The organism is uncultured Eubacterium sp. (genome assembly GCF_934561735.1).
Classification (GTDB): Bacteria; Bacillota; Clostridia; order Oscillospirales; family Acutalibacteraceae; genus Eubacterium_R.
In genome coordinates, this window is the sequence record NZ_CAKTGT010000009.1 from 21,130 (window position 1) to 44,043 (window position 22,914).

The 22,914-nt window shown below is 41.3% G+C and carries 28 protein-coding genes; 24 read left to right on the top strand and 4 right to left on the bottom strand.

What is annotated here, in order from left to right:
• The first annotated feature begins 85 nt into the window (after nucleotides 1-85).
• Together Q0E08_RS07505 and Q0E08_RS07510 are read left to right on the top strand one after the other, a co-directional pair.
• Nucleotides 86-1,087 carry a DnaD domain protein gene (locus Q0E08_RS07505; protein ID WP_294778509.1) on the top strand — a complete coding sequence of 334 codons (1,002 nt, stop codon included), beginning with the start codon at nucleotides 86-88 and terminating at the stop codon, nucleotides 1,085-1,087.
• A gap of 9 nt (nucleotides 1,088-1,096) precedes the next feature.
• The gene (locus Q0E08_RS07510) at nucleotides 1,097-2,065 is read left to right on the top strand and encodes an ATP-binding protein (protein WP_294778510.1); all 969 of its coding nucleotides are present in this window, start codon (nucleotides 1,097-1,099) and stop codon (nucleotides 2,063-2,065) included.
• A gap of 54 nt (nucleotides 2,066-2,119) precedes the next feature.
• On the opposite strand, the gene Q0E08_RS07515 is transcribed toward Q0E08_RS07510, so the two are convergent.
• On the bottom strand, nucleotides 2,120-2,431 hold the full coding sequence (locus Q0E08_RS07515; protein ID WP_294778511.1) for a hypothetical protein: 312 nt from the start codon (nucleotides 2,429-2,431) through the stop codon (nucleotides 2,120-2,122).
• A 286-nt stretch (nucleotides 2,432-2,717) separates the two neighbouring features.
• Here Q0E08_RS07515 and Q0E08_RS07520 point away from each other — a divergent pair, with 286 nt between their 5' ends.
• The 17 genes from Q0E08_RS07520 (at nucleotide 2,718) to Q0E08_RS07600 (ending at nucleotide 14,536) form a co-directional block, all read left to right on the top strand.
• Entirely contained in the window at nucleotides 2,718-3,041 is a 324-nt protein-coding gene (locus tag Q0E08_RS07520; RefSeq protein ID WP_294778512.1) for a hypothetical protein, read from the top strand.
• The gene (locus Q0E08_RS07525) at nucleotides 3,034-4,287 is read left to right on the top strand and encodes a PBSX family phage terminase large subunit (RefSeq protein ID WP_294778513.1); all 1,254 of its coding nucleotides are present in this window, start codon (nucleotides 3,034-3,036) and stop codon (nucleotides 4,285-4,287) included. The genes Q0E08_RS07520 and Q0E08_RS07525 overlap by 8 nt, the downstream gene beginning before the upstream one ends.
• Nucleotides 4,288-4,291: 4 nt before the next feature.
• Entirely contained in the window at nucleotides 4,292-5,440 is a 1,149-nt protein-coding gene (locus tag Q0E08_RS07530; protein ID WP_294778514.1) for a serine/threonine protein phosphatase, read from the top strand.
• Nucleotides 5,440-6,396 (top strand): hypothetical protein, encoded by a 957-nt coding sequence (locus Q0E08_RS07535; protein WP_294778515.1) that lies wholly within the window; start codon nucleotides 5,440-5,442, stop codon nucleotides 6,394-6,396. Before Q0E08_RS07530 ends, Q0E08_RS07535 begins: the two co-directional genes overlap by 1 nt.
• Before the next feature lie 11 nt (nucleotides 6,397-6,407).
• Entirely contained in the window at nucleotides 6,408-6,761 is a 354-nt protein-coding gene (locus tag Q0E08_RS07540; RefSeq protein ID WP_294778516.1) for a hypothetical protein, read from the top strand.
• Between the two features lie 77 nt (nucleotides 6,762-6,838).
• On the top strand, nucleotides 6,839-7,840 hold the full coding sequence (locus Q0E08_RS07545) for a phage major capsid protein (protein WP_294778517.1): 1,002 nt from the start codon (nucleotides 6,839-6,841) through the stop codon (nucleotides 7,838-7,840).
• Between the two features lie 3 nt (nucleotides 7,841-7,843).
• The gene (locus tag Q0E08_RS07550; RefSeq protein ID WP_294778518.1) at nucleotides 7,844-8,194 is read left to right on the top strand and encodes a hypothetical protein; all 351 of its coding nucleotides are present in this window, start codon (nucleotides 7,844-7,846) and stop codon (nucleotides 8,192-8,194) included.
• Between the two features lie 2 nt (nucleotides 8,195-8,196).
• Entirely contained in the window at nucleotides 8,197-8,559 is a 363-nt protein-coding gene (locus Q0E08_RS07555; protein WP_294778519.1) for a hypothetical protein, read from the top strand.
• The gene (locus Q0E08_RS07560; protein ID WP_294778520.1) at nucleotides 8,546-8,944 is read left to right on the top strand and encodes a hypothetical protein; all 399 of its coding nucleotides are present in this window, start codon (nucleotides 8,546-8,548) and stop codon (nucleotides 8,942-8,944) included. Before Q0E08_RS07555 ends, Q0E08_RS07560 begins: the two co-directional genes overlap by 14 nt.
• Before the next feature lie 118 nt (nucleotides 8,945-9,062).
• Entirely contained in the window at nucleotides 9,063-9,569 is a 507-nt protein-coding gene (locus Q0E08_RS07565) for a hypothetical protein (RefSeq protein WP_294778521.1), read from the top strand.
• Nucleotides 9,557-10,510 carry a hypothetical protein gene (locus tag Q0E08_RS07570; RefSeq protein WP_294778522.1) on the top strand — a complete coding sequence of 318 codons (954 nt, stop codon included), beginning with the start codon at nucleotides 9,557-9,559 and terminating at the stop codon, nucleotides 10,508-10,510. The genes Q0E08_RS07565 and Q0E08_RS07570 overlap by 13 nt, the downstream gene beginning before the upstream one ends.
• Nucleotides 10,503-10,850 carry a hypothetical protein gene (locus tag Q0E08_RS07575; RefSeq protein WP_294778523.1) on the top strand — a complete coding sequence of 116 codons (348 nt, stop codon included), beginning with the start codon at nucleotides 10,503-10,505 and terminating at the stop codon, nucleotides 10,848-10,850. The genes Q0E08_RS07570 and Q0E08_RS07575 overlap by 8 nt, the downstream gene beginning before the upstream one ends.
• Nucleotides 10,843-11,109, top strand: a complete 267-nt coding sequence (locus Q0E08_RS07580) for a hypothetical protein (protein WP_294778524.1) — start codon at nucleotides 10,843-10,845, stop codon at nucleotides 11,107-11,109. Before Q0E08_RS07575 ends, Q0E08_RS07580 begins: the two co-directional genes overlap by 8 nt.
• Nucleotides 11,102-11,902: a baseplate J/gp47 family protein gene (locus Q0E08_RS07585; RefSeq protein ID WP_294778525.1), complete on the top strand. Its 801-nt coding sequence runs from the start codon at nucleotides 11,102-11,104 to the stop codon at nucleotides 11,900-11,902. Before Q0E08_RS07580 ends, Q0E08_RS07585 begins: the two co-directional genes overlap by 8 nt.
• Complete coding sequence (locus Q0E08_RS07590) at nucleotides 11,886-12,299, top strand: hypothetical protein (protein WP_294778526.1); 414 nt, start codon at nucleotides 11,886-11,888, stop codon at nucleotides 12,297-12,299. Before Q0E08_RS07585 ends, Q0E08_RS07590 begins: the two co-directional genes overlap by 17 nt.
• A 9-nt stretch (nucleotides 12,300-12,308) precedes the next feature.
• Nucleotides 12,309-12,782, top strand: coding sequence for a hypothetical protein (locus Q0E08_RS07595; RefSeq protein ID WP_294778527.1), 474 nt, complete (start codon nucleotides 12,309-12,311; stop codon nucleotides 12,780-12,782).
• A 401-nt stretch (nucleotides 12,783-13,183) separates the two neighbouring features.
• Entirely contained in the window at nucleotides 13,184-14,536 is a 1,353-nt protein-coding gene (locus Q0E08_RS07600; RefSeq protein ID WP_294778528.1) for a M28 family metallopeptidase, read from the top strand.
• Between the two features lie 64 nt (nucleotides 14,537-14,600).
• On the opposite strand, the gene Q0E08_RS07605 is transcribed toward Q0E08_RS07600, so the two are convergent.
• The 3 genes from Q0E08_RS07605 to galT are packed head-to-tail and all read right to left on the bottom strand — an operon-like array spanning nucleotide 14,601 to nucleotide 18,179.
• Nucleotides 14,601-15,908 (bottom strand): glycoside hydrolase family 27 protein, encoded by a 1,308-nt coding sequence (locus Q0E08_RS07605; protein ID WP_294778529.1) that lies wholly within the window; start codon nucleotides 15,906-15,908, stop codon nucleotides 14,601-14,603.
• On the bottom strand, nucleotides 15,895-16,692 hold the full coding sequence (locus tag Q0E08_RS07610) for a histidinol-phosphatase (protein WP_294778530.1): 798 nt from the start codon (nucleotides 16,690-16,692) through the stop codon (nucleotides 15,895-15,897). The genes Q0E08_RS07605 and Q0E08_RS07610 overlap by 14 nt, the downstream gene beginning before the upstream one ends.
• The gene (gene galT, locus Q0E08_RS07615; protein WP_294778531.1) at nucleotides 16,692-18,179 is read right to left on the bottom strand and encodes a UDP-glucose--hexose-1-phosphate uridylyltransferase; all 1,488 of its coding nucleotides are present in this window, start codon (nucleotides 18,177-18,179) and stop codon (nucleotides 16,692-16,694) included. The genes Q0E08_RS07610 and galT overlap by 1 nt, the downstream gene beginning before the upstream one ends.
• 182 nt (nucleotides 18,180-18,361) lie before the next feature.
• Between galT and Q0E08_RS07620 the strand changes: the two genes are divergently transcribed.
• The 5 genes from Q0E08_RS07620 (at nucleotide 18,362) to pflB (ending at nucleotide 22,893) form a co-directional block, all read left to right on the top strand.
• Complete coding sequence (locus Q0E08_RS07620; protein ID WP_294778532.1) at nucleotides 18,362-18,943, top strand: TIGR00730 family Rossman fold protein; 582 nt, start codon at nucleotides 18,362-18,364, stop codon at nucleotides 18,941-18,943.
• Between the two features lie 23 nt (nucleotides 18,944-18,966).
• Nucleotides 18,967-19,569 carry an AAA family ATPase gene (locus Q0E08_RS07625; RefSeq protein ID WP_294778533.1) on the top strand — a complete coding sequence of 201 codons (603 nt, stop codon included), beginning with the start codon at nucleotides 18,967-18,969 and terminating at the stop codon, nucleotides 19,567-19,569.
• Nucleotides 19,569-19,814, top strand: a complete 246-nt coding sequence (locus Q0E08_RS07630; protein WP_294778534.1) for a hypothetical protein — start codon at nucleotides 19,569-19,571, stop codon at nucleotides 19,812-19,814. The genes Q0E08_RS07625 and Q0E08_RS07630 overlap by 1 nt, the downstream gene beginning before the upstream one ends.
• A gap of 434 nt (nucleotides 19,815-20,248) precedes the next feature.
• Nucleotides 20,249-20,629 (top strand): DUF134 domain-containing protein, encoded by a 381-nt coding sequence (locus tag Q0E08_RS07635; protein WP_294778535.1) that lies wholly within the window; start codon nucleotides 20,249-20,251, stop codon nucleotides 20,627-20,629.
• Nucleotides 20,630-20,661: 32 nt separating this feature from the next.
• Complete coding sequence (pflB, locus tag Q0E08_RS07640; protein ID WP_294778536.1) at nucleotides 20,662-22,893, top strand: formate C-acetyltransferase; 2,232 nt, start codon at nucleotides 20,662-20,664, stop codon at nucleotides 22,891-22,893.
• Nucleotides 22,894-22,914 lie beyond the last annotated feature (21 nt).

A 22,914-nucleotide genomic window follows, 5' to 3' on the forward strand; every position in this document is an offset into this window, starting at 1 on the left:
TGAGTGCCCCTTTATATTGTGGTTGAATGTCGGGCAATTTTTTGGTAAAATATTTAGTATGTTTAGTGAAACGAGGTGAGCAAAAATGCAGTATCAAATTGTGCCTGTGGGCAGCATTTGGCAGGACGGAATGGTTGCCGTGCCGAAAAGGGCGGTAAGCGATTACATAAAACTTGCAAGCGAATATCAATTAAAGGCATTGTTGCTCATTTTGGCAAACAACGGTCCGTGCGACGGCAAATTTGTTGCAAAGTCACTCGGTTGCACCGAGGCGGACGCAAACGATTTTTTGGAGTTTTGGGTAGAAGAAGGTGTGCTCTCGTGTGACGGTGCAGTTAATGCCGCACCTGTGAGCGAAACGGCAACCGTTCAGCCTGAGCCTGTCGAAGTTAAAACCGTTGAAGTTAAAGAGGCTATCCCTGTTCCGAAACTCAATCCGAGCGACATTGTTACGATGTGCAGGGAAAACAGCGAACTTACCGAGCTTATTCAGCACGCACAGGAGGTTTTCGGCAGAACGATAAGCCATGTTGAGCAGGAACTTGTTATAAATATGGCAACATATTACGGACTTCCGAGCGATGTTGTGCTTGTGATTTTGCAGTATTACAAAACCGAAAAATCCAAGGGCAGGGCAATCGGTACCGCATATATAGGCTCTATGGCGAAAAATTGGAGCGAAGAGGGAATTGTTACCCTTGAAGCGGCGGATGAAAAACTCCGTATGCTTGAGGCGTCCGACAGGTTGTGGAGCGAGATTGTGGCTGTCAGCGGAATTAAACACCGCAGTCCTACCGTTAAGCAACGAGAGATGATAAGTCGATGGAGCGAGGACTTTGATATTCAAATGATTTCTATCGCTTGCGATATTATGAAAGAAAATACGGACAAGCCAACGCTTAAATATGTTGATTCCGTACTTAAGAATTGGAAGAAAAAAGGAATATTTACTCCCGAAGCCGTTGCCGAGGAAGAAAAAGAATTCCACGCAAAGAAAGAACAAAAATCCAAATCGGCTATTGACGAAACCTATGACATTGACGAGATTAACCGCCGTGCAATGCTCAATGATGATTATGATATATAAAGGATAACTATGGCATATTCAAACGAGATATACAACAAGGCAAAAAGAATACTTGAAAAACGACACGATACAGCCGTTATGGAAGCCGACATTCGCTCTGCACAGATAAAAGAAGAAATTCCCGAAATCAAAAAAATTCAGGCAGGGCTTCAGCAGGTCGGACTTGAAATAAGTCAGCTGTTTTTCTACAAGCAAAACACCGATGAAAAAGTGGCGGAACTCCGTGCAAGAAGTGAGGCTCTTGTGGAGGAACGCTCAAGACTTCTCAAGGCAAACGGCTACCGTGAAAATGCAATGAAACTGCAGTTTGTTTGTGAAATGTGTGAGGACAAGGGCTTTATCAACGGTAGAATGTGCACCTGTCACAAGCAGTTGTTAAAGGACTTGATGCGTAAAGAGGTGTCCCGTTTTGCACCGCTTGACAAATGCACATTTGACAATTTTGTGCTTGACTATTACAGCGAGCAACCGATGGAAAATGCGATTATTCCCCGTCAAAGAGCGGAAAAAATCTTTGATACATGCAGAAAATACGCACAGAACTTTTCGCTTAACAGCAAAAATCTTATTTTTTTCGGCGGTGCGGGACTCGGCAAAACGCATTTGAGCCTTGCAATAGCCAATGTTGTTATCAATAAAGGATTTAATGTTTGCTACGGCACAAGCCAAAATATTTGTGACGATTTGCAAAGCGAGCAGTTCGGCAGAACGGATAATATCAATTATACAAAAAATCAGGTGCTCGGCTGTGACCTTTTGGTGCTTGATGATTTGGGAACGGAAATTGACAATCAGTACAGCATTGCCACAGTTTATAACATAGTTAACTCCCGACTTCTTGCCGGCAGACCTACGATTATTTCAACAAACTACACTTTTTCAAAGCTTGAAGAAAAGTACGACAAGCGTATTACAAGCCGCCTTACAGGTGAATATGTGCCGTTTTATTTTATCGGCAACGATATCAGAAATCTATAATATAAAATAAAAAGCCTGCTTCAAAGAAAGCAGGCTTTTAAATTTGGAAAGCGGTTAGTCACTTGTCTTTTTTCTTCTTGATTTGATTTTTTCAATCAGCTTTTTTATGCCGAGGGTGATTGCAATGCACAACGGAAAATAAGGCGTGAACGGACCTGCCCAGAAAGCGAGATATGCCGTTGCCATAACACTGCCCCACGATTTTTTGAATATCAGGTGGATGAGATAACCGCCCCACACAGGTGTGTACATAACTACAACAACAATTATAAACAGCACAAGCGTATGCCAATCTTTGCATTCGCTCCATACCCATTTGCAAAACTTTTTGAATTTTTCAATAAGGTTTTGCATTTTTTCTTTCACGGGCGTCACCTCCTTTTTTATGATTATAGCATTTGGATTTTTACATTACAACAGGCTTGTATAAAATTTTGCTAAATTCTTTACAAATCTTTGAAATCAATGTCTACCGTTTTGCAGGAATATACGGCTTGATTGAATAAATGATGAAAAATAAATTTATTTTTGCTTTTTTTGAGCGAAATATACATAAAAGGTGAATAAAAACGCCGTTTTCAGCCTATAGGTGAAAGGGTTTGTTGATGACAAGTCAAAAAACGCTTTCAATTTATCGACTTGAGGTGAAAGAATGGCAAAGAAAAAGATGTCACTTGAAGAACAGATTGAAAAAGGATTAACGGACCTTGCATTCGGTTCTTGTTGTGATGCGGTAAAGCTCCTCTTTATGACGGAGGAGGAAACGATGCAAAAACTTCCGAAATTGAAACTTATCAATGTAAGCGAGATTAAACGACCAAAGGGCGGCGGAATGGAAATAAAGTTTTTTGACCGTATAAAAGCTTTTGAAAAACTGATTGAGCGTGACGGAGAAAAGCAGGAAAACGGCTTGAGCTTTTACGAAGCACTTGAAAAGAGTGCACAAAGTAATATGGGAGAAAACAACGATGGTTAAGTTTTTTCCGTTTTCGCAAAAGCAGCTTCAAACACTTAATTGGTGGTGCAAAGGCAGCAAATACAGCACAAAAAACGGCATTATATGTGACGGTGCCGTAAGGTCGGGCAAAACGCTTTGTATGTCGTTGTCGTTTGTGTTTTGGGCGTTTTATTCGTTTGGTGAAACATCGTTTGCACTGTGCGGCAAAACAATATCGTCGCTCAGGCGAAATGTTGTAACGCCTATGATACCTATGCTCAAATCACTCGGGTTCAATGTAACGGAAAAAATCAGCAAAAATTTGATTGAAATTCAAAGAGGAAGCGTTAAAAACAGATTTTATATTTTTGGCGGCAGGGACGAAAGCTCAGCCGCTCTCATCCAGGGTATGACCTTGGGCGGTGTCCTTTTTGACGAGGTTGCACTTATGCCTCGCTCGTTTGTTGAACAGGCACTTGCAAGGTGTTCGCTTGAAGGTTCAAAATTTTGGTTTAACTGCAACCCGGAGCATCCTTTTCATTGGTTTTACAATGAGTGGATTGAAAAAACGGATGAAAAGAATATGCTTTATCTTCACTTTACCATGGATGACAATCCTTCTCTTTCACCTAAAATCAAGAATCGATACCAAAAACTTTACACAGGTGCGTTTTATGAGCGTTTTATAGAGGGCAAATGGGTTGCCGCAGACGGCTTGGTTTATCCCATGTTTTCTGCCGAAAGGCACATAAAAACGGCAAACTCTTTCAGTGAATATTACCTAAGCTGTGATTACGGCACGGTCAATCCTTTTTCACTCGGGCTGTGGGGCAAAGGTAATGACGGCTGGTACAGAGTAAACGAATATTATCACTCGTCAAGAGATAAAGGCGTTCAACTGACGGACGAGGAATATTACGGTCATCTGAAAGAGCTTGTCGGGGACAAATCAATAACGGCTCTGATAGTTGACCCGTCAGCCGCTTCGTTTATCGAAACGGTTCGCCGTCACGGTGAATTTACTGTTATCAAGGCGGATAATGATGTTCTTACGGGTATAAACAGAGTTTGCACGGCACTTAGGCAAAATGAGATATTTATATCTCCGGTTTGCACGGATGCGATAAGAGAGTTTTCGATTTATCGCTGGGATAACGATATAAAGCGTGACGCACCTAAAAAAGAAAATGACCATGCAATGGATGACATACGGTACTTTGTCAACACGGTTTTGGATGCAGACAGAGAGGACTGTTCGTTTTCCGTTGCGGTAGAAAGGAAGTGAAGTCTTGAGTATATTCGGCAAAAACAAGAGTGCCAAATCTTCTGCCGCACTTGAAACCGCTTCGGTGCAAACTGCGGGTAATAATTGTCATCCGTTCAGAAATCTCGGAGGATACAGTCCGCTTGTCGAAGCCAACGGCAGAATTTACCGCTCTTTGCGAGAGGGCGTTCCCATTATAGACAGTGCGATTAACAAAATTGTAAGGCTTATGGGCGGTTTTGAACTTGATTGCGGTGACGACAAAATCAATGAGGATATGAACAAATTTCTTGATTATGTTAATGTCGGCGGAAATCAGCGAGGTATACAGTCTTTTGTTGATAATTTTATGAATCAACTTTTGACCTACGGCTCTGCAATAGGCGAAATTGTGGCGGATGAGTACGGATTTTATGCTTTGTACAACGGCGAACTCGGTTGCGTAAATGTAAAAAGAGCAGATGATGATTTGAGCCTGATTTTTTGCTCGGGTCATATGAACGGTTCTGTGCCGTTTAAATATCAGGACAGAATTTTGTTTTCGGTTTTAAATCCGGAACCGGGCGAGATTTTAGGTACAAGTTTACTCAGAGGTTTACCGTTTGTATCGGACATTTTGCTGAAAATTTACAACACTATAGGTACAAATTGGCAACGGCTCGGTAACTTGAGATATGCCGTAACATATAAGCCGCAGGGCGACGGAATGGACAAGGCGTTTGCAAAAGAGCGTGCCAATCAAATGGCAAGAGCGTGGAAAGACGCTATGAGCAGTACCGATACGATTAAGGATTTTGTTGCCGTCGGTGATGTTAAGGTCAGCGTTATCGGTGCGGACAATCAAATTTTGGACAGCGAAATTCCCGTTCGCCAAATGCTTGAACAGATAATTGCAAAAACGGGGCTTATGCCGTATATGTTCGGTCTTTCGTGGTCCACCACGGAGCGTATGAGCCAGCAGCAGGCGGATATTTTGACAACGGAGCTTAAAGCGTATCGCAGAATTGTAAGTCCGATTATCAAAAAAATCGGCGAAACTTATCTTTCAACTGTAGGAGTTTACAGAGATGTTGATGTTAAGTGGACCGATATTACCTTGCAGGATGAAATTCAGATGGCACAGGCTCGACTTTACAATGCACAGGCAGACAATATTTTAAAGGAGGAAAAGTGATGACAGATGCTTTTATTCAAAAAAGTGCCGCTACTGAAGATGATATGAAAAAAATCAGCACTTTTACAAGGCGTGAGATGTCGGCGGACGAGGTTTATACATTTAATGTGGACCTTTGCAATAATGATGTTGACAGAGATTTTGAAAAGTTTTCGGTACAGACACTTAATCGACTTGCCAAGTTGTTTGTCGGCAAAACGGGAATATTTGACCATTCTATGAAGGCAAATGACCAAAAGGCGAGAGTTTTTGACGCTTATGTTGAAAAAATTCCGGGCAGAAAAACCGCTGACGGCGAGGACTTTTATACCCTCAAAGCAAAGGCGTATATGCTGAATAACGAAGAAAACAAGACGCTTATTGATGAAATTGACGCCGGTATTAAAAAGGAAGTGTCGATATCTTGCAGTGCCGACAAATCTTATTGTTCGATTTGCAATACCGACAATCGTCACGGCAGATGTGAGCATATAAAGGGCAAAACCTACGGCGGTAAGCTGTGTTTTAATATTTTGAGTGACGCTACGGATGCTTACGAGTTTTCTTTCGTTGCAGTGCCGGCACAACGCGAAGCCGGAATTACAAAATCTTTTTTGAACACAAAGGAGAGAAAAATGCAGGATATTATTAAAACTATTTCTTCGGGCGAAAATGTTACGCTGACTAAGTCCGAAGCGGACAGGCTTTATTCTTATATTGAAAATCTTGAGGGCGAGGCCGCACTCGGTGAGGAATATAAAAAGAGCCTGTCAAAGGAAGTTGTGGATTTGTTTAAGTCTGCATTTCCGGATATGGATGCAAAACTTTTTTCGTCTGTTACTGCCGTTATGACAACAAAGGAATTGCTCGGCTTTCGTGACGGAATGAAAAAAAGCAATGCAAAATCAAAAATTAAGCCACAGCTTGCGACTGAGGCAAACAACAAAACAAACGATTTTTCACAATTTAGAATTTAGGAGGAAATAATATGGTTTCTTATAACGGATTTGACGCAAAGTACATCACAATGCAATGCATTCATACAATACCGGAAAAAATTTCGGTAGGCGATTTTGTATCGGTAAACAATTACGGAGATGTTATTCTTACAAAGGGCAATGAAACTTTTCTTGGTATTGTAACCGCAATAAACGACGGCTATTATACCGTTCAGGTCGGCGGCTATGTAGAAGTTAAGGCTTCGAGTGACGATTTGCCGATGTTTTCAAAACTTGTTATTAATCAAAACAAGGCGGTTATGCACAGCACAACCGTGGACGCTCCGCCTCGCAGAGTTCTTTGGTCTGACAAGGAAGCAAAAAGAGCAGGCATTATTCTTTAATAACAAATTGATATACATTCTATATGACCGCGTAGGGTGTTAAAAAATAATTTTGCGGTCGGAAAGGTAAGAAAAATATGACATTTGATACATTAAAACTTGACAAGGGACTTTATACATCCAACAAGGGCTTTTCTAAATCCCTTGAAGAAATTGACCCAAGTGAAAATTACAAAGGTACCGAACTTGAAGGCCTTGACGCTTTTGAAAGACAGCTCAAGCGTTTTGATATTAAGGTAAAGGGACAGAATTCCGACAGTATTTCAAAGTTTTTCCAAACTTCAAATTCTGCTGTGTTGTTCCCTGAATTTATCAGAAGAAGCGTTGCGGCTGTTGTTGAAACAAACAATGTTGTTGATGACATTGTTGCCACAACAACCGTGATTGATTCAACGGATTATCGCTCTGCTCAATGCCCGGCGATTGAATCAAAGTACACAGTTGACTCGGCTATTGAAGAGGGTACATTTATTCCGGAAATCGAAATTAAACTTAATGACAAGCTCACAAAGCTTTACAAATCGGGCAGATGTCTTATTGCCTCATATGAGGCTATCAAGACTCAGCGTATTGACCTTTTTGCCGTTATGCTTAAGCAAATCGGTAATTACATCAATGCCTGCCAGCTTAATCAGGCACTTAAGGTTTTGAGTGCCGAGGGCAGTATTGACATTATCGCAACAAATCTCAACAAGGTTACATTTAGCGATTTGCTTAATATGTACACTTCGATTAACCCTTATGAATTTAATACAATCGTTGCCGAAACCGAACAGTTTAAGAGCATCGCTTCAATTGCCGAAATGCGTGATTCCGAAGCAGGTCTTAATATTCATGCAACCGGTAAAAACCTTACTCCGTTTGGAGCAAAGTTGATTCATTGCAACACAAAGGTTCTTGACGGTGCGGTTGTCGGCTTTGATAAAAACTTTGCAATTGAAAAGGTTCAGCTCGGTGATATTGTTACCGATTTTGATAAACTCATCGACCGTCAAATTGAAAGAGCCACAGTTACAAGTACGGTCGGCTTTAACAGAATCGTTGACAATGCCGTTATTTATCTTGAAAAGAAAGAGTAATTTATGAATGTTGAAAAAATTGTTGATGTTCTTTGCACAATAGGTAATTTTTCAAAAGAGGAAGCGGAGAAGTATATCTATTTGATAAAAGTCAATTGCTATCCGTTTTCCGACAGAAAATACGGCGAAGATGAAGAAAATTTGCTTGAGTACTATGTTGCGGCAAAAACAAATTATCAAATTTCTCTTATGCAGAGTGACGGAGAAATATCTTCATTTACCGCAGGAGATGTCAGCGTTTCAACTTCTTCAAACGGCAATGTTCAAAACAATGCAAAAATCCTTTTTGAAAATGCTTTTGCCGATGTTGCACATTTGGCAGAGGACAAAGGATTTTATTTCAGAGGGGTGTAAATATGCTTGTTAACAATCTTGCAAAAACAACAGCCCGATTAATTGATAAATATGCCAAAAGCTGTACCGTCACAACAAAAGACGGAAAGGTCATCACCGCAAAGGTGATGACCGAACAGCTTTGGAAAAAGGACAAAGTAAGGTTTGAAACAAATCCCACACAAATCGGCTATAATCAAAAAAATTATATAAAATGTATTTTTACTCTTGATGTTACATCTTTCGGAAAAGATGACATTATGAATCTTATGGGTAAGAGGTATTTTTTTGTAAAATCAAGTCCTGTATGTGTGGGAGAAGAAGTTGTTTACTTTTCTGCGGTGCTCAGAGAAGTTATAAAGGGGGATGAGGATGTATTTGGATAACGAAACGGATGAACTTCTTGATATATTGAAATCGGCAGAAAATCTAAAAGGGATTGAATTTATTAAGGCGTGCCCGTATGCAAAAAAACCGACAAGGCTTTTGAAAAAAGTGTGCACGCTGGCACCTGCCGAATTGGATTTGGAAAGCATAAGCGTTGACAATGAAGATTTTTACGGAAAATATGCCGTAAATGTTGATTTGTTTGTGCCGTATGAATTCGGTTCACCCGTCGCTTTTGATGATATGGAAAACATTGTCAGGTGTGTTATGGATGAGCGTGTTTGTGCAATCAAGCTTTCGTCCGTGAGCAGACAAACCGATGCCGAATGCTACAAAATCAGGGCAACATTTACTTTTTCTCTTGCGTATTCAAAGGAGGCTTAGATTATGGAAAACGAAAATATGTTTGTTTTTCGTGATGAAGCGGACAGGCTCAGCGATTACATAATGCTTGATTCAAGACGATACGACAATAATGTGAGGGGTGATTGATGTGCAATGTATGAAAATGAAATACAAAGGGTTTGAATTCGATGTGAACCCCCAAAGTTTTAAGATTTCAATGAATAAAAATTCCGTAAAATACGACACCGTTTATTCCGAACAAATTTGCGTTGAGAACGGCAGAAATTGTGTTTCTGTTTCGGGCAAGGGCTGTTTTGTAGGCGAAAATGCGGCAGATAAAGCGTTTGAAATGGTGCGTGTTTATAACAAAAAGGGCGGCGACTATTTGTTTTTGCCAAATTCCGTGCCGCTCAAAATGCACTTCATTTCATTAAATATATCGTATTCAAGCGGTAACGACAGGGTGGATTATTCGTTTGTTTTTACTCAGGAAAGCAATACAAAGAGTGAAACAAAAACGCCTCGTTTTACCTATGCTCTTGAAGAAGAAAATCTTTTTGATGTGGCAAACCGAACAGGCGTTGAAATAGAATCGCTTGTAAAATGCAATGATATAGGCAATATTTTTGCACTAAAAGAGGGTGACAAAATATGGCTGATTTAAAATTTGTGCTTTATGATTTGGAAGAAAACGAGGTCGCCGTCGGCAAACTTTTATCATACGAGTTGTGCAGAGAATCAGACGCTCCGTGTGACGGACTGAGGCTTAATTTTATAAACGGCAATATTTTACCTGAATTATATAAGGCAAAAGCGTATATCGGCAAAAAGTGCGTGTTTAACGGCTATGTTGATACTCAGCGTGAAACCGTGCATAAAAATTCGGTTGAATGTTTTTTGTACTGCCGCTCAAGTGCGTGCCTTTTGACCGACAGCGAGGCTAAGCCGTTTGCGTACACTTCGCCGAGTGCACGGGCTTTGTATGAAATAAATATCGGCAAAAATTTTAAGTATAATTTAGGAGAAGTGTTCAGCGATAAAACTTATCAGGTGAGCAAGGGCACTTCGCTTTTCGGTGTGCTGAACGGCTTTGTGTACTCCGTTACAGGTGAAAATATAAGAGTTACACCAAATGATGAAATTGTGCTTTTGAAAAGCGATAAGGCGGTTGAACTTGATAAATCAAAGATTGTTACGCTTAAAAGGATAATCAACAGAGGCGGAGCAATTTCCAAAATTGATTATAAAATAAACAACGCAACAGATTACATTTATCATCGCATAAGTAAGGTTATGAATGATAAGAAAATAACCGCTTCAAAAGTAAGTAATATTTCAATCGTTCCCGATTGGCAGAGAGAAACAACACTCAAGTCGGCTTTTTTAACGGCAAACTCGGATTACTGCGGATGGAAAATTACAATGTGCGGTTATGTTGATGTTGATTTGACAAACAGGTTAATCGTCGATATTGACGGCTTTGACAGTTACGGCGATGTTGTTGTAAACGGAGTTACACATATTTTTGATTCAAACGGTGAGCGTACCGTGATTGATGCAAGATGTGTGCTTGATTTGGAGGAAATGAGTTATGTGGATGAGTAAAAAAATCACTTTGTCACAAAACGGAGAGATTGCCGAAAAAGGTAAGGTTACATTGTCCGAAAATCAGATAGAAGCCGGTGCAACGGTTACAAGGCGAAATATAGATTGCTACGCACCGTATGGTTATCAAAGTGTGCCGCCTGTTGATGAAGATGTGCTTATGCTTCCGTCAAATGACGGCAGTGTTGTGCTTGGCACATTAAATAAGTGCAACGATATTGAAAGCGGTGAAATAAAAATCATCTCAAAAGGCGGAGCCTATATAATTTTGAAAAACAACGGCGATATTGTTCTCAACGGTTTGGTGATTAACGGCGGGGGAGTGATACAAAATGAATGATTTTGATATTATTGAAGAGATTTTGAAAAATGCCGTAAAGTGTTTAACGGTTAAAAGAGGCAGGTTTTATGCCGATAAAAACTTCGGTTCAAAAATCCGAGCAAGTCAAAGCAACGCTGAAATTTTGGCTTATGCAAGGCAAAGCGTTGACGAACTTGACGGAGTGTTTATAAAATCTGCCGTAAAAAATAAAAATTCCGTAACCTTTGTTTTAACGGTTAACGGAGAGGAAAGGTCGGTGATTGCGGATTTTGATTAGTTACAACGATATTATTGAGAACATCAGAACCGCTTATTTTGAACAGTCGGGTGAAGTCCTTGATATGCACGGCGAATCGGGTATAAGAATAAAGGCAATAGCCACCGAGCTTTACAATTTGTATGTTGAGGGCGAATACTTGCTCAGGCAAGCCGGATGGACGAGTGCAACGGGAGAATATCTTGACCGGATTGCCGCCGAGTGCGGTGTTGAGAGAAAAACGGCAAGCAAGGCAAACGGCGAAATTACATTTTTGATTGATGAGGCGAAAACGGATGACACGGTTATACCGTCGGGAATTATCTGCTCGAAAAAAGGACACAAGTACATTCAGTACAAAACTCTTGAAGAGGGCACCATCACTGCGGGCGAAAAATCCGTTACGGTAAAGGCACAGGCTCTTGCCGACGGCGAAGAATACAATGCCGCATACGGTGAGGTTTGTGTTATGGTTAATCCTCCGAGTTCGATTGCAAGAGCTGAAAACAGAGTTAGTTTTATCGGCGGCTGTGACAATGAGGATGACGAAGCGTTGCGTTTGAGAATAAAAGATGCCCTTCGTTATCCTGCAAACGGCGTAAATGTTGAATTCTTGAAAGGCAGAATTATGAGTTTTGACGAGGTTGCGGACTGTGACATTATCAGAGAGGGCGACAAGCCGGTTTGTGTATTGAAAACAAGGGACAAAACTCTTTCTGAGAGTTTGAAAGAGAAAGTAAAAGATGTGCTGTCGCTTTTTACTTTGTTCGGTATTGCTTTTGATGTGAGGAATGCGGATGAAAACGGTATTTGAACGAATTAAAAAATTGTACGGCATTGCAAAAATCGACACGGCGGATGTGCTTACTTTGGCGGAAATCGGAGCCGTAAGCGGAGAAATAATGAAGCTAAACGAGTATCTTCAGAATATCAAAGGTGCAACGGCAGTAAATATTTTTACCGCACCGAGCCGTGCAAATATTACCAAAGCCTTTGAAAATATTGAATACAGAATTGACGGCAGAAAAATTTATATTTCAAAATATGATATTGAAACGGTAGGCAAAATCTTTAACGCTTGGTTTGGGATAATTTTTGATTTTTATCTTGGCGGCAACGGAAAAGATTGGGACTTTATCGATGGTGAAAAACTCACTTGGGACAATATTGCAAACCGTGATCTCAGGTGGACAATGGCAGAAAGCAGGTGATTTGTGTTTATGAGCAGTACAAACAAAACCGAAGAATTGGAACTTAACAAATGGATTGGCTCGGATATTCCGCAAATGGAGGATTTTAACCGAGATAACGAGATTATCGACAAAACTCTCGGTGAACATATATGGGATGTGTCAAAACATGTAACGACGGAGCAAAAGAAAGTGTGGAGCAATCCTTTGGGTTGTGCATCATATATAGGCAACGGCAGTGACAGCAGAAGCATAAAGCTTAATATGGGCTTTGAACCGTCGGTATGCTTTGTGTTTGCAACAAATTATGCCGTCGGTCTTTCGGATTTCGGCAACAATGTGCATTACAATTATTTCGGCATCGCAACCGTAAACGGCAGTACATACGGCTTGAATATTGACGGAGAAGTGCTTGAAGTTAAAAATGCGGCAGCCACCGCTTCGTTTGAAATGACAAATTTCAATCAAGTGGGTAAAAGTTATCTTGTTGTGGGCTTTAGATAAATAGACAAAGAGTAAAAAGATATTAAAGAGTAAAAAGTTATCACAACTTTTTGCTCTTTTTAGACTGCCGATAAAGCCCCTGAACCACGCCAAAATATAATCAACCGATCAGCCTCCTCTTATTTATAAGGGGAGGTGGCAACACGAAGTGTTGACGGTGGGGTTTTAAAAATGCTGTAAGCATCGAACTTACAGCATTTTTGGCGTTTTTCGTTTTTTGCTCAGTCGAGGTACCATCGTACATCTTCCTTCGCAAGAAAACGAAATTCAGAACCTTTCTCAACAGCCTACGGCGTGTCGAAAATATTTTCCCGATTTTTTATATTTATATTGCATAAATTTTACAATAATGGTAAAATAAATACAGCTATTTTTTTGAAAAGCTATGGAGGTAAATTTGTATGAAAGAAGAAAACAGAAAGTATGCCCGTGAAGCTATGAGCATTGTTGAACATGCGGCTCACAAAATCGGCTCTCGTTTGCCGGGCACAGATGGTGAAATCAAACTTCACGAATATATGGGCGACAAGCTCCGTGAAATCGGAATTGAACCGAAAACAGAAGAATTTGCAGTGTCACCTCGTTCATCAATCGGCGGCTTGTCATATGCAGGTTGGTCGGGCGTTATTATAAGCATCGGTGCAATCATCGCAGTTGCTTGCGGATTCGGTGATTTGTGGTACGCACTTGCGGCTCTCGGTCTTATCACTATAGTTTGGCTTGTAATGAGCTGCTTTTTCTACAAAACTTGGTTTGATATGTTCTTCCCACAGGAAATCAGCCGTAACACTCTCGGTGTTTTGGAACCTGAGGACGGCAAATATGATTATACAATCATTCTTTCGGGTCACACAGACACATCTTGGTGCTGGCGTCACAGCGAGCACGCTTATAAGTATAAGGACACAAAGCCGGTTATGGGACTTATCGCTACATACGGTAAGGTAGGTTTCGGTGCAATTTGCTTTTTCTTTATTGCACTTTTCTCAATCTTTATGGCTGTTGCAAATATTTGCAATTATGCAGGTGCCGCTTGGACAGAAACGATGTTTGCTTCTCAAGGTTTTGAAAACTTTATGTTTGCAATGAACTTTGTTCCTATCGTAACTGCAATCGGCTCACTCTTTGTTGTTATGTGGGGCGACCCAAATCCTCGCAACGCTTCCCGCGGTGCTATGGATAATGCAACAGGTATCGGCCTCAGCTATGCAGTTATCAAGTATTTTAAGGAACATCCTGAAAAGATGCCTAAGAATTGCCGTATTATCGATGCAAACATCGGTTCGGAAGAAGCAGGTCTTCGCGGTTCAATGCACTTTGCACAGGAACACCGCTTTGATGATATGACAAAGAACGCTTGGAATATCAATATCGACTCCGTTGCCGATGAAGATTACTTTGAAGTTGTAATCAAGGATGATTGGCAGGGCGTAAGATTTGATACCGATATGGAAAAGATGTTTAAGGATACCTTCAACGAAATGGGTATTGAGTCAAAAACAAACGGTTGTATCCACAACCCGGTTGGCGGTTGCGACTCAACTCCTATGACAAGAGCAGGTATCAAGTCGGTTACATTTGCCGCTCAAAACCCAATGCTTACATATTATTATCATACTTGGAGAGATATGCCTGAACGCTTCTCCGAAGATACGGTAGGTCAGGGCTTTGATGTTGTATTGTCGGTAATTGATAAGATTGCCGCTTTCCAGGAAGCAAACGGCTACAACGGTCCTCAAAAGAAAGCAAAATAAGCAGTATAAATAATAAAAACACCACGGCGGTAGGATTTTCTACTGTCGCGGTGTTTTTGATTTATTATTGTAGTTTTATAAGTCTTGCACCGTGAGGTTCAACCTCTAATGTGAGTGAATTTTTGGCTGTGCCGATTGTTTGCTTTTGCCAAATGTCGTACACGGTGTACTCTGTGCTTGGCATAAGAATTTGTGTGAGGTCGGCTTTGATTTTTTTAGCCTTGGTGTCGGTGTTGAAAACGGCAAGGTATTTGCAGTTTTTGCCGTGTGACGCCCAAATTATGTAACCCTTGTTGTTCTTTTCTTCTCTTGCTATGCAGTGAGGGTTTGCCGATTCTTTTTGCATTTTCATATAGTCGCTGTTTGTGAGAAGTGAGAGCGTAAACTCGTCGTTTTCAGGCATATTGCCGCCGATGAAAAGCGGACTGCCGAAAATTCCCCAAAGCGACATCAAAGTATAATGTTCCGGCTTTGTGAAGTTTGACATTCTGTTTTGCTTGCCGTGGTATGAGCAAAGTTTTGAAATTCTGCCGATAGGGAGCATATCACAGTCGGGATAATTGCCCGTTTTGCGTACTCCCTGCCATTCTTCGCATTTGTCAAACATAACATAAAGATGTTCCCACAAATCCCAAAAGTCGCCTGTCATTCGCCACATATTTGCGTTTTTGCAAAGGTGGTCTGCTTTGTCACGAAGAGCCGGACCCGGAGAAAGTGAAAGTACAATTTCTCTGCCGCAGTTGTCAATAGCTTTGCGGAGCATTTCAATTTCGTAATCGGCTGTGTACGGATTGTCCCATTTTCTGAACTCGGTAACCGCAATGTCATCACATTTGATGAAATCAACGCCCCATTCGGCATACATATTGATGATGGAGTTGTAGTAATCTTGTGCTCCCTCGCAGTTTTTCATGCCGTACATATCGGTGTTCCACGAGCACACGGAAAAGTGGTGTGCAACATCTCTTGCGGTGTATTTGCTGCCGAAGATAGGCAAATTTTGATGAACTGCCTGCCTCGGAATGCCACGCATAATGTGGATGCCGAATTTTAGCCCGAGTGAGTGAACATAATCGGCAATCGGCTTGAAACCTTTGCCGTCTTTGGCACTCGGAAATCTGTTTTCGGCAGGCATAAGTCTGCCGTATTTGTCTGTGTTAAGTTCGGTAAAATTGTGATAGTCGTTGCTGTCTGCGGTAGGCTCGTACCATTGAATGTCGCAAACAACATATTCCCAGCCGTATTGCTTGAGATTTTTTGCCATATAGTCGGCGTTTGCTCTTAATTGTTCTTCGTTGACGCCTGCACCGAAACAGTCCCAGCTGTTCCAGCCGCACGGCGGAGTCTTTGCCCATTGCTTAAAATTGCTCATATTTGCCCTCGTAATTTATTAATTTAAGATTTTCGAGATTGATAGGGGTAATGCCTAAATCGTTTAGGTATTCGTGTGCCTTTTGCAAGTCTTCTTTGTCCGAATATACTTCGGGCTTGTGTGCATCAAGTCCGATAACAACCCTGTTGCCGACCTCTGCAATGATTTTCCACACATCGGGATTTGGATAATTGCGATGTGATGTGTAACCCAAAAAGTTAAATTCAAGCGGAATGTTAAGCTCTTTGAGCGTTTCAATCATATTCCTCATTTTTTTGAGATAAACCTCTTTGTCACCCGTAAAATTGATGAGGTCGGGATGTGCAATGTAGCTGAAACAGCCTGTTTTTGCACCGATGATGACTTGCGAAATGTATTTGTCCAAAACTGCAACCGAATCGGTTTCGTGACCCGAATAGTGTGCAAAAGGCTCGTACTCGTTGTCGGTGTAGTGCTGACCGAGAATCAAATAATCGTACTCAAAGCCCTTTAGGTATTCGATTTCTTCGTTCCAAAGAGCAGGGAAGTATTCAAGCTCATAGCCGAGTTTGATGTCTATCACGCTTTTGTATTTCTCTTTCAGTGCCTTTATTGAGTTTGCATAGTCCTGTGCTTTGTCAAGCTGAATTCTGTATCCGCTGTGGTGACTTTTTGGGAACAAATACGGTGCGTGGTCGGAAAATCCCATCACGTCGTATCCGTTTTTGATTGCCTCAAGCACATATTCTTCGTCCGTGCCTGTTGCGTGGCCGCAACGGTAGGTGTGGTTGTGAAAATTATACATTATCTCACACTTTCAATAAATCTCAAGAAACCTGCTTTGCCTTCTTCGTCACGGGAATACACGCCGCATTGACCGAGAATTGAGGTGAATACAATGCCGATTTCTTTTTTGAGAATGTCGTCAATGTTGCTTTCGTTGATGTCGTATTTTTGCATAATCATCTCTGCCCATTCCTTATGAGCGGCGATGGTTTCGTTTGCGGAAATGTCCTCGCCGTTCACCATTGCCTTGCCGAGAACAGCCATTTCGTTTTTAAGTCTTGACGGCAAAACGGCAAGACCCATAACCTCGATAAGGCCGATGTTCTCTTTTTTGATGTGGTGGTATTCAGGATGCGGATGATAGTATCCGAGCGGACAGTCTTCTGTTGTGATGTTGTTGCGAAGAACGAGGTCAAGCTCGAATTTGCCGTTTCTCATTCTTGCAATAGGCGTGATTGTGTTGTGAGGTGTGCCCTCTGTTTCCGCATAGATGAATGAGTCTTTGTCGGTGTAGCCTCTCCAAGTTGTGAGCACCTTGTCGGCAAGCTCAACAAGTCTTGCCTTGTCTGTGCCGATAATTCTGATAACGCTCATAGGCCACTTAACAATGCCTGCCTGAATATCTTCAAAGCCTGCAAATGTAACTTCTGTTTCAATCGGAGCTTTTGCCATTGCAAATTCGTAGTTACCGCCCTGGAAGTGTTCGTGTGTGAGAATAGAGCCGCCTACTATCGGCAAATCTGCATTTGAACCTACAAAGTAGTGAGGGAACTTTTCAACAAAATCAAGGAGTTTAACAAAAGCGGCTCTGTCTATCTTCATAGGTGTGTGCTCTGCGTTAAACACGATGCAGTGCTCGTTGTAATATACATACGGTGAATATTGCAAGTAGAAATTGTCGCCGCCGAGGGTCATAGGGATAATTCTGTGATTTTGTCTTGCCGGGTGGTTGATTCTGCCCATGTATCCTTCATTTTCTTTGCATAACGCACATTTAGGATATGATGTTGTTTTCATTTTAAGAGCGGCGGCAATAGCCTTTGGGTCTTTTTCAGGCTTTGAAAGGTTGATGGTAATGTCAATGTCGCCGTATTCTGTTTTTGTAATCCATTTGAGGTCGTTTTTGATTCTGTATCTGCGGATATAGTCGCTGTCTTGGCAAAGTTTGTAGTAATAGTCTGTTGCCGCTTTTTTATCTCTGCTGTAAAGGAAGTGGAATTTTGAGATAACCTCGCTCGGCTTAGGAGTGAGAAGTCCCATAATCTTTGTATCAAACAAATCACGGTAAACCACGCTGTCCTCGCAAAGTCCGTTTTCAACCGCATAGTCAAGAATTGAAGCCAAAATATCTTCAAGCTCTGCATTTTCTGCCTCGCAGTCCTCGAAAGAATCCATATTGAGTGCTTGGCAAACGGTGTTGATTGCCCAAATTTCGTCCCATTTTTCAATCATTCCATTGCTGATTGCATATCTAACCAATGATTTTACTGCCACATTAATATTCATAATTCGACCTCTTTTTCAAATTTTCGCTATTATTATATAGGTTATTTCTGTTTATTGCAATACAAATTATTACTAAAATTATATAATTTTTTATTAATTTTTATGTAAAATACTTTACCCGTTTGAAATTTCGTGATATTCTTATCATATAATCAGTATAGTAAACCAAAGGAATGATATATATGAAAATTTGCGTTTTTGGTGCGGCAAGCAAAACCATTGACGAAAAATACATAACACCTGTTGAGGATATGGGCGAATATTTGGCTCGTCACGGTCACAGCCTTGTGTTCGGTGCAGGCAGTACGGGAGAAATGGGTGCCGCTTCAAGAGGCTTCAAAAGAGGCGGCGGAATTATCCACGGCGTTGTGCCGAGATTTTTCAAGGAAAATCTTGACGAATTTGTAAATTGGGATTGCGATGAAATGACTCTCACCGAAACTATGCGTGAACGCAAGGGAATTATGGAAAGTTTGGCAGATGCTTTCATCATCACTCCGGGCGGTGCAGGCACATTTGAGGAATTTTTTGAAGTGCTCACCTTGAAGCAACTCGGCAGACACAGAAAGCCGATTGCAATTTACAACATAGACGGATATTATGACCATATGATTGATGCGATTAATTATTCTATCAAAACGGAGTTTATCAAGCCTAATTGTTCACAGCTTTTCAAGGTGTTTGATGAAACTCAGTTTGACGAAATGATTGATTATATCGAAAATGACGATATGGGCAATTTGACAGTTAAAGATTTAAAATAATACAGAACAAGGAGGAATGTTCTATGAAAAAATATGCAATTTGTATCGGCAGAGAATTTTGTTCCGGTGGTAGAGAAATCGGCAAAATGCTTGCCAAAAGGCTCGGCATAGCTTATTATGACGAGATTGAACTGCGTGACAGATCAAGGGATTTGGGCGTTGAGGACGGAATTTTTGAAATGTTTGATGAACAGCCAACCCGTTCGTTCCTCTTTTCCGTTGTAATGGACCCTTATTCAATCGACAGTGCCGTAAATTCGGGCAGAGTGCTTGAGGCTCAACGCAGGGTTATCGAATCTGCAACGGATGAAGGTCCGTGCGTTATCGTAGGCAGAAGAGCGGATAAAATCCTTGAGGAAAAAGAAGATGTAGAGGTTATATCTGTATTTATCGGTGCGGATATGGAGGACAGAATTGACCGCTTTATGCATAGCGATCAAGAGGATAAGCCTCGTAATGTTCGCCGCTATATCGAACAAAAGGACAGAGAACGCTCATCTTATTACAATTTCCTCGGTGACGGAAAATGGGGCAGAGCGGCAAACTATACAATGTGCTTCTCAACCTCAAAAATGGATAAGGAAAAGATTTGTGACATAATCTGCAATTATGTAAAGGAACTCTGATGGAAAAGAACAATAAAATTTCGATTAAAAAGAGGCTGATTATAGCCTTGTGCGTAATGGTGATGATTGTTCTGTTTGTGCCGAGAGTTGCGATTTTAAAAGACGGCGGCAGTAAAGAGTTTACCGCACTAACATATCGCATAACAAAGGTGCATTCGCTGAATCCTGTTGAAGCGGAGGAAGAATTTACCACAGGCACGATTATTGAAATTTTCGGCAGAGAAGTTTATAACAGTGTAAATTAATAACATTATATACCGCATATACCGCAGTTTTGCACTGCGGTCAGACTGTCGATAAAGCCCCTGAACCACGCCAAAATTATATTAACACACATTAAGTAGGGGATAGGCTTGCCTATCCCGAAATATATTGTTTTAATAGCACTAATTAAAGAAAAGTGCCGCAAACATCGAGTTTGCGGCACTTTTGGCGTTTTTCGTTTTTTGCTCAGTCGAGGTACCATCGTACATCTTCCTTCGCAAGAAAACGAAATTCAGAACCTTTCTCAACAGCCTCCGGCGTGTTGAAAAACGGATTAAAACCTGCTCTAATTGCAAAGTTTTTTATGACAAATGTAAGAATTTTGAAAAGTTTAAAAAAGTTATTGACATATGTCGATAAAGTGGTATAATGCCATTGAAGCAAAAAAAGGCATTGTCGTTACGGAGGTGTTTTTATGGCAAGACCAAAAAAACGCAGACGCATTTGTGCCTATCCCAAAACAATGGGATTCAGGCCGTTTGGCGATTATGCCGATGTGGTTGATTTGGCCCTCGATGAATATGAGGTAATGCGACTTATGGACACGCTCGGATATTCCCAAGAGGAATGTGCAAAGCAGATGGATGTTGCAAGGTCTACAATTGCCGCCATATATGAATCGGCAAGGCTTAAAACCGCAGATGCTATTATTAACGGAAAGTCACTTGTTATCCACGGCGGAGATGTGGAGCTGTGCAAAAGCTATTCTTTATGTTGCCACAGATGCGGTCAAAAGGCTTGCATAGATTGTGAGCACGGTACAAATCCGCAGTGCAAGGACAATGTGACTCGATGATACAACAAGTAATTTACGGAGGAAAACAAAACATGGAAGCATGGAGAAATTTTAACACCGGCGTATGGTGTGACCAAATCGATGTATCGAACTTCATCAAAATGAACTATACCCCTTATGATGGCGACAGCTCATTCTTGCAGGGTCCTACAGAGAGAACAGAAAAGACAATGAAGAGAGTTAATGAGCTCCTTATCGAAGAAAACGAAAAGGGCGGCGTACTTGATGTTGATACAGAAAGAGTACTTTCAATTCTCTCTCACGATGCAGGTTATGTAGTTGACAAGGATACAGATATTATTGTAGGTTTGCAGACAGATGCTCCTCTTAAGAGAGGCGTTTCACCTTTTGCAGGTCTCAGAAACACAGTTCAGGCTTGTAACGCTTACGGCTATGAACTTTCGGAAAAAATCAAGGATGAGTTCACATACAGAACAACTCACAACACAGGTGTATTCCGTGCATACACAGACACAATGAAGGCTGCTCGTCACGCAGGTATTCTTACAGGTCTTCCTGATGCTTATGCTCGTGGCAGAATCATCGGTGACTACCGTCGTATTGCTCTTTACGGTATGGATTATCTTATCGAGCAAAAGAAACTTGACAAGAAAAAGATGGGCGAAAGCGAAGTTCTTGATGAGGATACAATCCACAATCTTGAGGACCTTTCAAAGCAACTCGACTTTATGAATCAGCTCAAGGGTTTGGCTCTTCGTTACGGCTATGATATTTCAAAGCCTGCTACAACAGCTAAGGAAGCTATCCAGTGGCTCTACTTCGGTTACCTTGGTGCTATCAAGGAGCAAAACGGTGCGGCTAACTCAATCGGCAGAATTGCTGAATTTATGGATATTTACATTCAGAGAGATATTGAAGAGGGTGTTCTTGACGAAGTTCACGCTCAGGAACTTATCGACGACCTTGTTGTAAAACTCAGATTAGTTCGTCACCTTCGTACTCCTGAATACAACGACCTCTTTGCAGGCGACCCTGTATGGGTAACAATGGCTTTGGCAGGTGTTACAGGCGAAGGCAAGCACATGGTATCAAAGACTTCATTCCGTGTACTTCAAACTCTTTACAACCTCGGCTCATCTGCAGAACCAAACATCACAGTATTGTGGTCAGACAGACTTCCTGAAGGCTTCAAGAAGTTCTGTGCTCAGGTTTCTATCGATACAGACTCAATCCAGTATGAGAACGACGATGTTATGAGAAGAATGTACGGCGATGACTATTCAATCGCTTGCTGCGTATCTGCTATGAAGACAGGTAAGCAAATGCAGTTCTTCGGCGCAAGATGTAACCTTGCAAAGGTTCTCCTTATGGCTCTCAACGGCGGTAAGGACGAAATCGAAGGTCACCAAATCGCACCTGTAGGCGAAGTATTTGAGGAAAAAGAACTTTCTTATGACGAAGTTTATGCCGCTTACAAGAAGTATCTTTCATGGATGGCTCGTTTGTATGTAAATACAATGAACATCATCCACTATATGCACGACAAGTATGCTTATGAAAGACTTATGATGTCACTTCACGACACAGATGTTGAAAGACTTATGGCTTTCGGTGTATCTGGCTTCTCAGTTGCTATCGACTCACTTTCAGCTATTAAGTATGCAAAGGTTACTCCTGTAAAGGATGACCGTGGCATTATCACCGACTTTAAGGTAGAGGGCAAGTTCCCTAAGTACGGCAACGATGATGACAGAGCCGACCTTATCGGTAAGGACCTTATCGAATACTTCTATCACGAACTTTGCAAGACTCCTTGCTATCGTGGTGCAAGACACACATTGTCTATCCTTACAATTACATCAAATGTTATGTACGGCAGAAAGACAGGTTCAACTCCTGACGGCAGAAAAGCAGGCGAACCGTTTGCTCCGGGTGCAAACCCAATGCACGGCAGAGATTGCGAAGGTGCTTTGGCTTCTCTCAACTCTGTTGCAAAGCTCAACTATGCTTGCTGCCAAGACGGTATTTCAAACACATTCTCTATCACTCCTGATGCACTCGGTACTGATGAAGATGACAGAATTGAGCACCTCACAACTATGCTTGACGGTTACTTCGAGCAGGATGCTCACCACCTCAATGTAAATGTTTTGAACCGTGAAAAGCTTATTGCTGCTATGGAAGACCCAACCCTTTACCCATCACTTACAATTCGTGTATCGGGTTATGCAGTAAACTTCAACAAGCTTACAAGAGATAAGCAAGAAGAAGTTATTGCCCGTACATTCCACCAGTCAATGTAAAATCTTGATAAATGGCTTAAA

Coding starts and splice junctions, on each gene's coding strand:
- Q0E08_RS07610 (WP_294778530.1), bottom strand. CDS start 16,692: ATGTATAATTTTCACAACCACACCTACCGTTGCGGCCACGCAACAGGC.
- pflB (WP_294778536.1), top strand. CDS start 20,662: ATGGAAGCATGGAGAAATTTTAACACCGGCGTATGGTGTGACCAAATC.
- Q0E08_RS07635 (WP_294778535.1), top strand. CDS start 20,249: ATGGCAAGACCAAAAAAACGCAGACGCATTTGTGCCTATCCCAAAACA.
- Q0E08_RS07625 (WP_294778533.1), top strand. CDS start 18,967: ATGAAAAAATATGCAATTTGTATCGGCAGAGAATTTTGTTCCGGTGGT.
- Q0E08_RS07605 (WP_294778529.1), bottom strand. CDS start 15,908: ATGAGCAATTTTAAGCAATGGGCAAAGACTCCGCCGTGCGGCTGGAAC.
- Q0E08_RS07540 (WP_294778516.1), top strand. CDS start 6,408: ATGGTTTCTTATAACGGATTTGACGCAAAGTACATCACAATGCAATGC.
- Q0E08_RS07600 (WP_294778528.1), top strand. CDS start 13,184: ATGAAAGAAGAAAACAGAAAGTATGCCCGTGAAGCTATGAGCATTGTT.
- Q0E08_RS07505 (WP_294778509.1), top strand. CDS start 86: ATGCAGTATCAAATTGTGCCTGTGGGCAGCATTTGGCAGGACGGAATG.
- Q0E08_RS07580 (WP_294778524.1), top strand. CDS start 10,843: ATGAATGATTTTGATATTATTGAAGAGATTTTGAAAAATGCCGTAAAG.
- Q0E08_RS07555 (WP_294778519.1), top strand. CDS start 8,197: ATGCTTGTTAACAATCTTGCAAAAACAACAGCCCGATTAATTGATAAA.
- Q0E08_RS07595 (WP_294778527.1), top strand. CDS start 12,309: ATGAGCAGTACAAACAAAACCGAAGAATTGGAACTTAACAAATGGATT.
- Q0E08_RS07525 (WP_294778513.1), top strand. CDS start 3,034: ATGGTTAAGTTTTTTCCGTTTTCGCAAAAGCAGCTTCAAACACTTAAT.
- Q0E08_RS07545 (WP_294778517.1), top strand. CDS start 6,839: ATGACATTTGATACATTAAAACTTGACAAGGGACTTTATACATCCAAC.
- Q0E08_RS07590 (WP_294778526.1), top strand. CDS start 11,886: ATGAAAACGGTATTTGAACGAATTAAAAAATTGTACGGCATTGCAAAA.
- Q0E08_RS07620 (WP_294778532.1), top strand. CDS start 18,362: ATGAAAATTTGCGTTTTTGGTGCGGCAAGCAAAACCATTGACGAAAAA.
- Q0E08_RS07570 (WP_294778522.1), top strand. CDS start 9,557: ATGGCTGATTTAAAATTTGTGCTTTATGATTTGGAAGAAAACGAGGTC.
- Q0E08_RS07630 (WP_294778534.1), top strand. CDS start 19,569: ATGGAAAAGAACAATAAAATTTCGATTAAAAAGAGGCTGATTATAGCC.
- Q0E08_RS07535 (WP_294778515.1), top strand. CDS start 5,440: ATGACAGATGCTTTTATTCAAAAAAGTGCCGCTACTGAAGATGATATG.
- Q0E08_RS07565 (WP_294778521.1), top strand. CDS start 9,063: ATGAAAATGAAATACAAAGGGTTTGAATTCGATGTGAACCCCCAAAGT.
- Q0E08_RS07550 (WP_294778518.1), top strand. CDS start 7,844: ATGAATGTTGAAAAAATTGTTGATGTTCTTTGCACAATAGGTAATTTT.
- Q0E08_RS07510 (WP_294778510.1), top strand. CDS start 1,097: ATGGCATATTCAAACGAGATATACAACAAGGCAAAAAGAATACTTGAA.
- galT (WP_294778531.1), bottom strand. CDS start 18,179: ATGAATATTAATGTGGCAGTAAAATCATTGGTTAGATATGCAATCAGC.
- Q0E08_RS07520 (WP_294778512.1), top strand. CDS start 2,718: ATGGCAAAGAAAAAGATGTCACTTGAAGAACAGATTGAAAAAGGATTA.
- Q0E08_RS07575 (WP_294778523.1), top strand. CDS start 10,503: ATGAGTAAAAAAATCACTTTGTCACAAAACGGAGAGATTGCCGAAAAA.
- Q0E08_RS07560 (WP_294778520.1), top strand. CDS start 8,546: ATGTATTTGGATAACGAAACGGATGAACTTCTTGATATATTGAAATCG.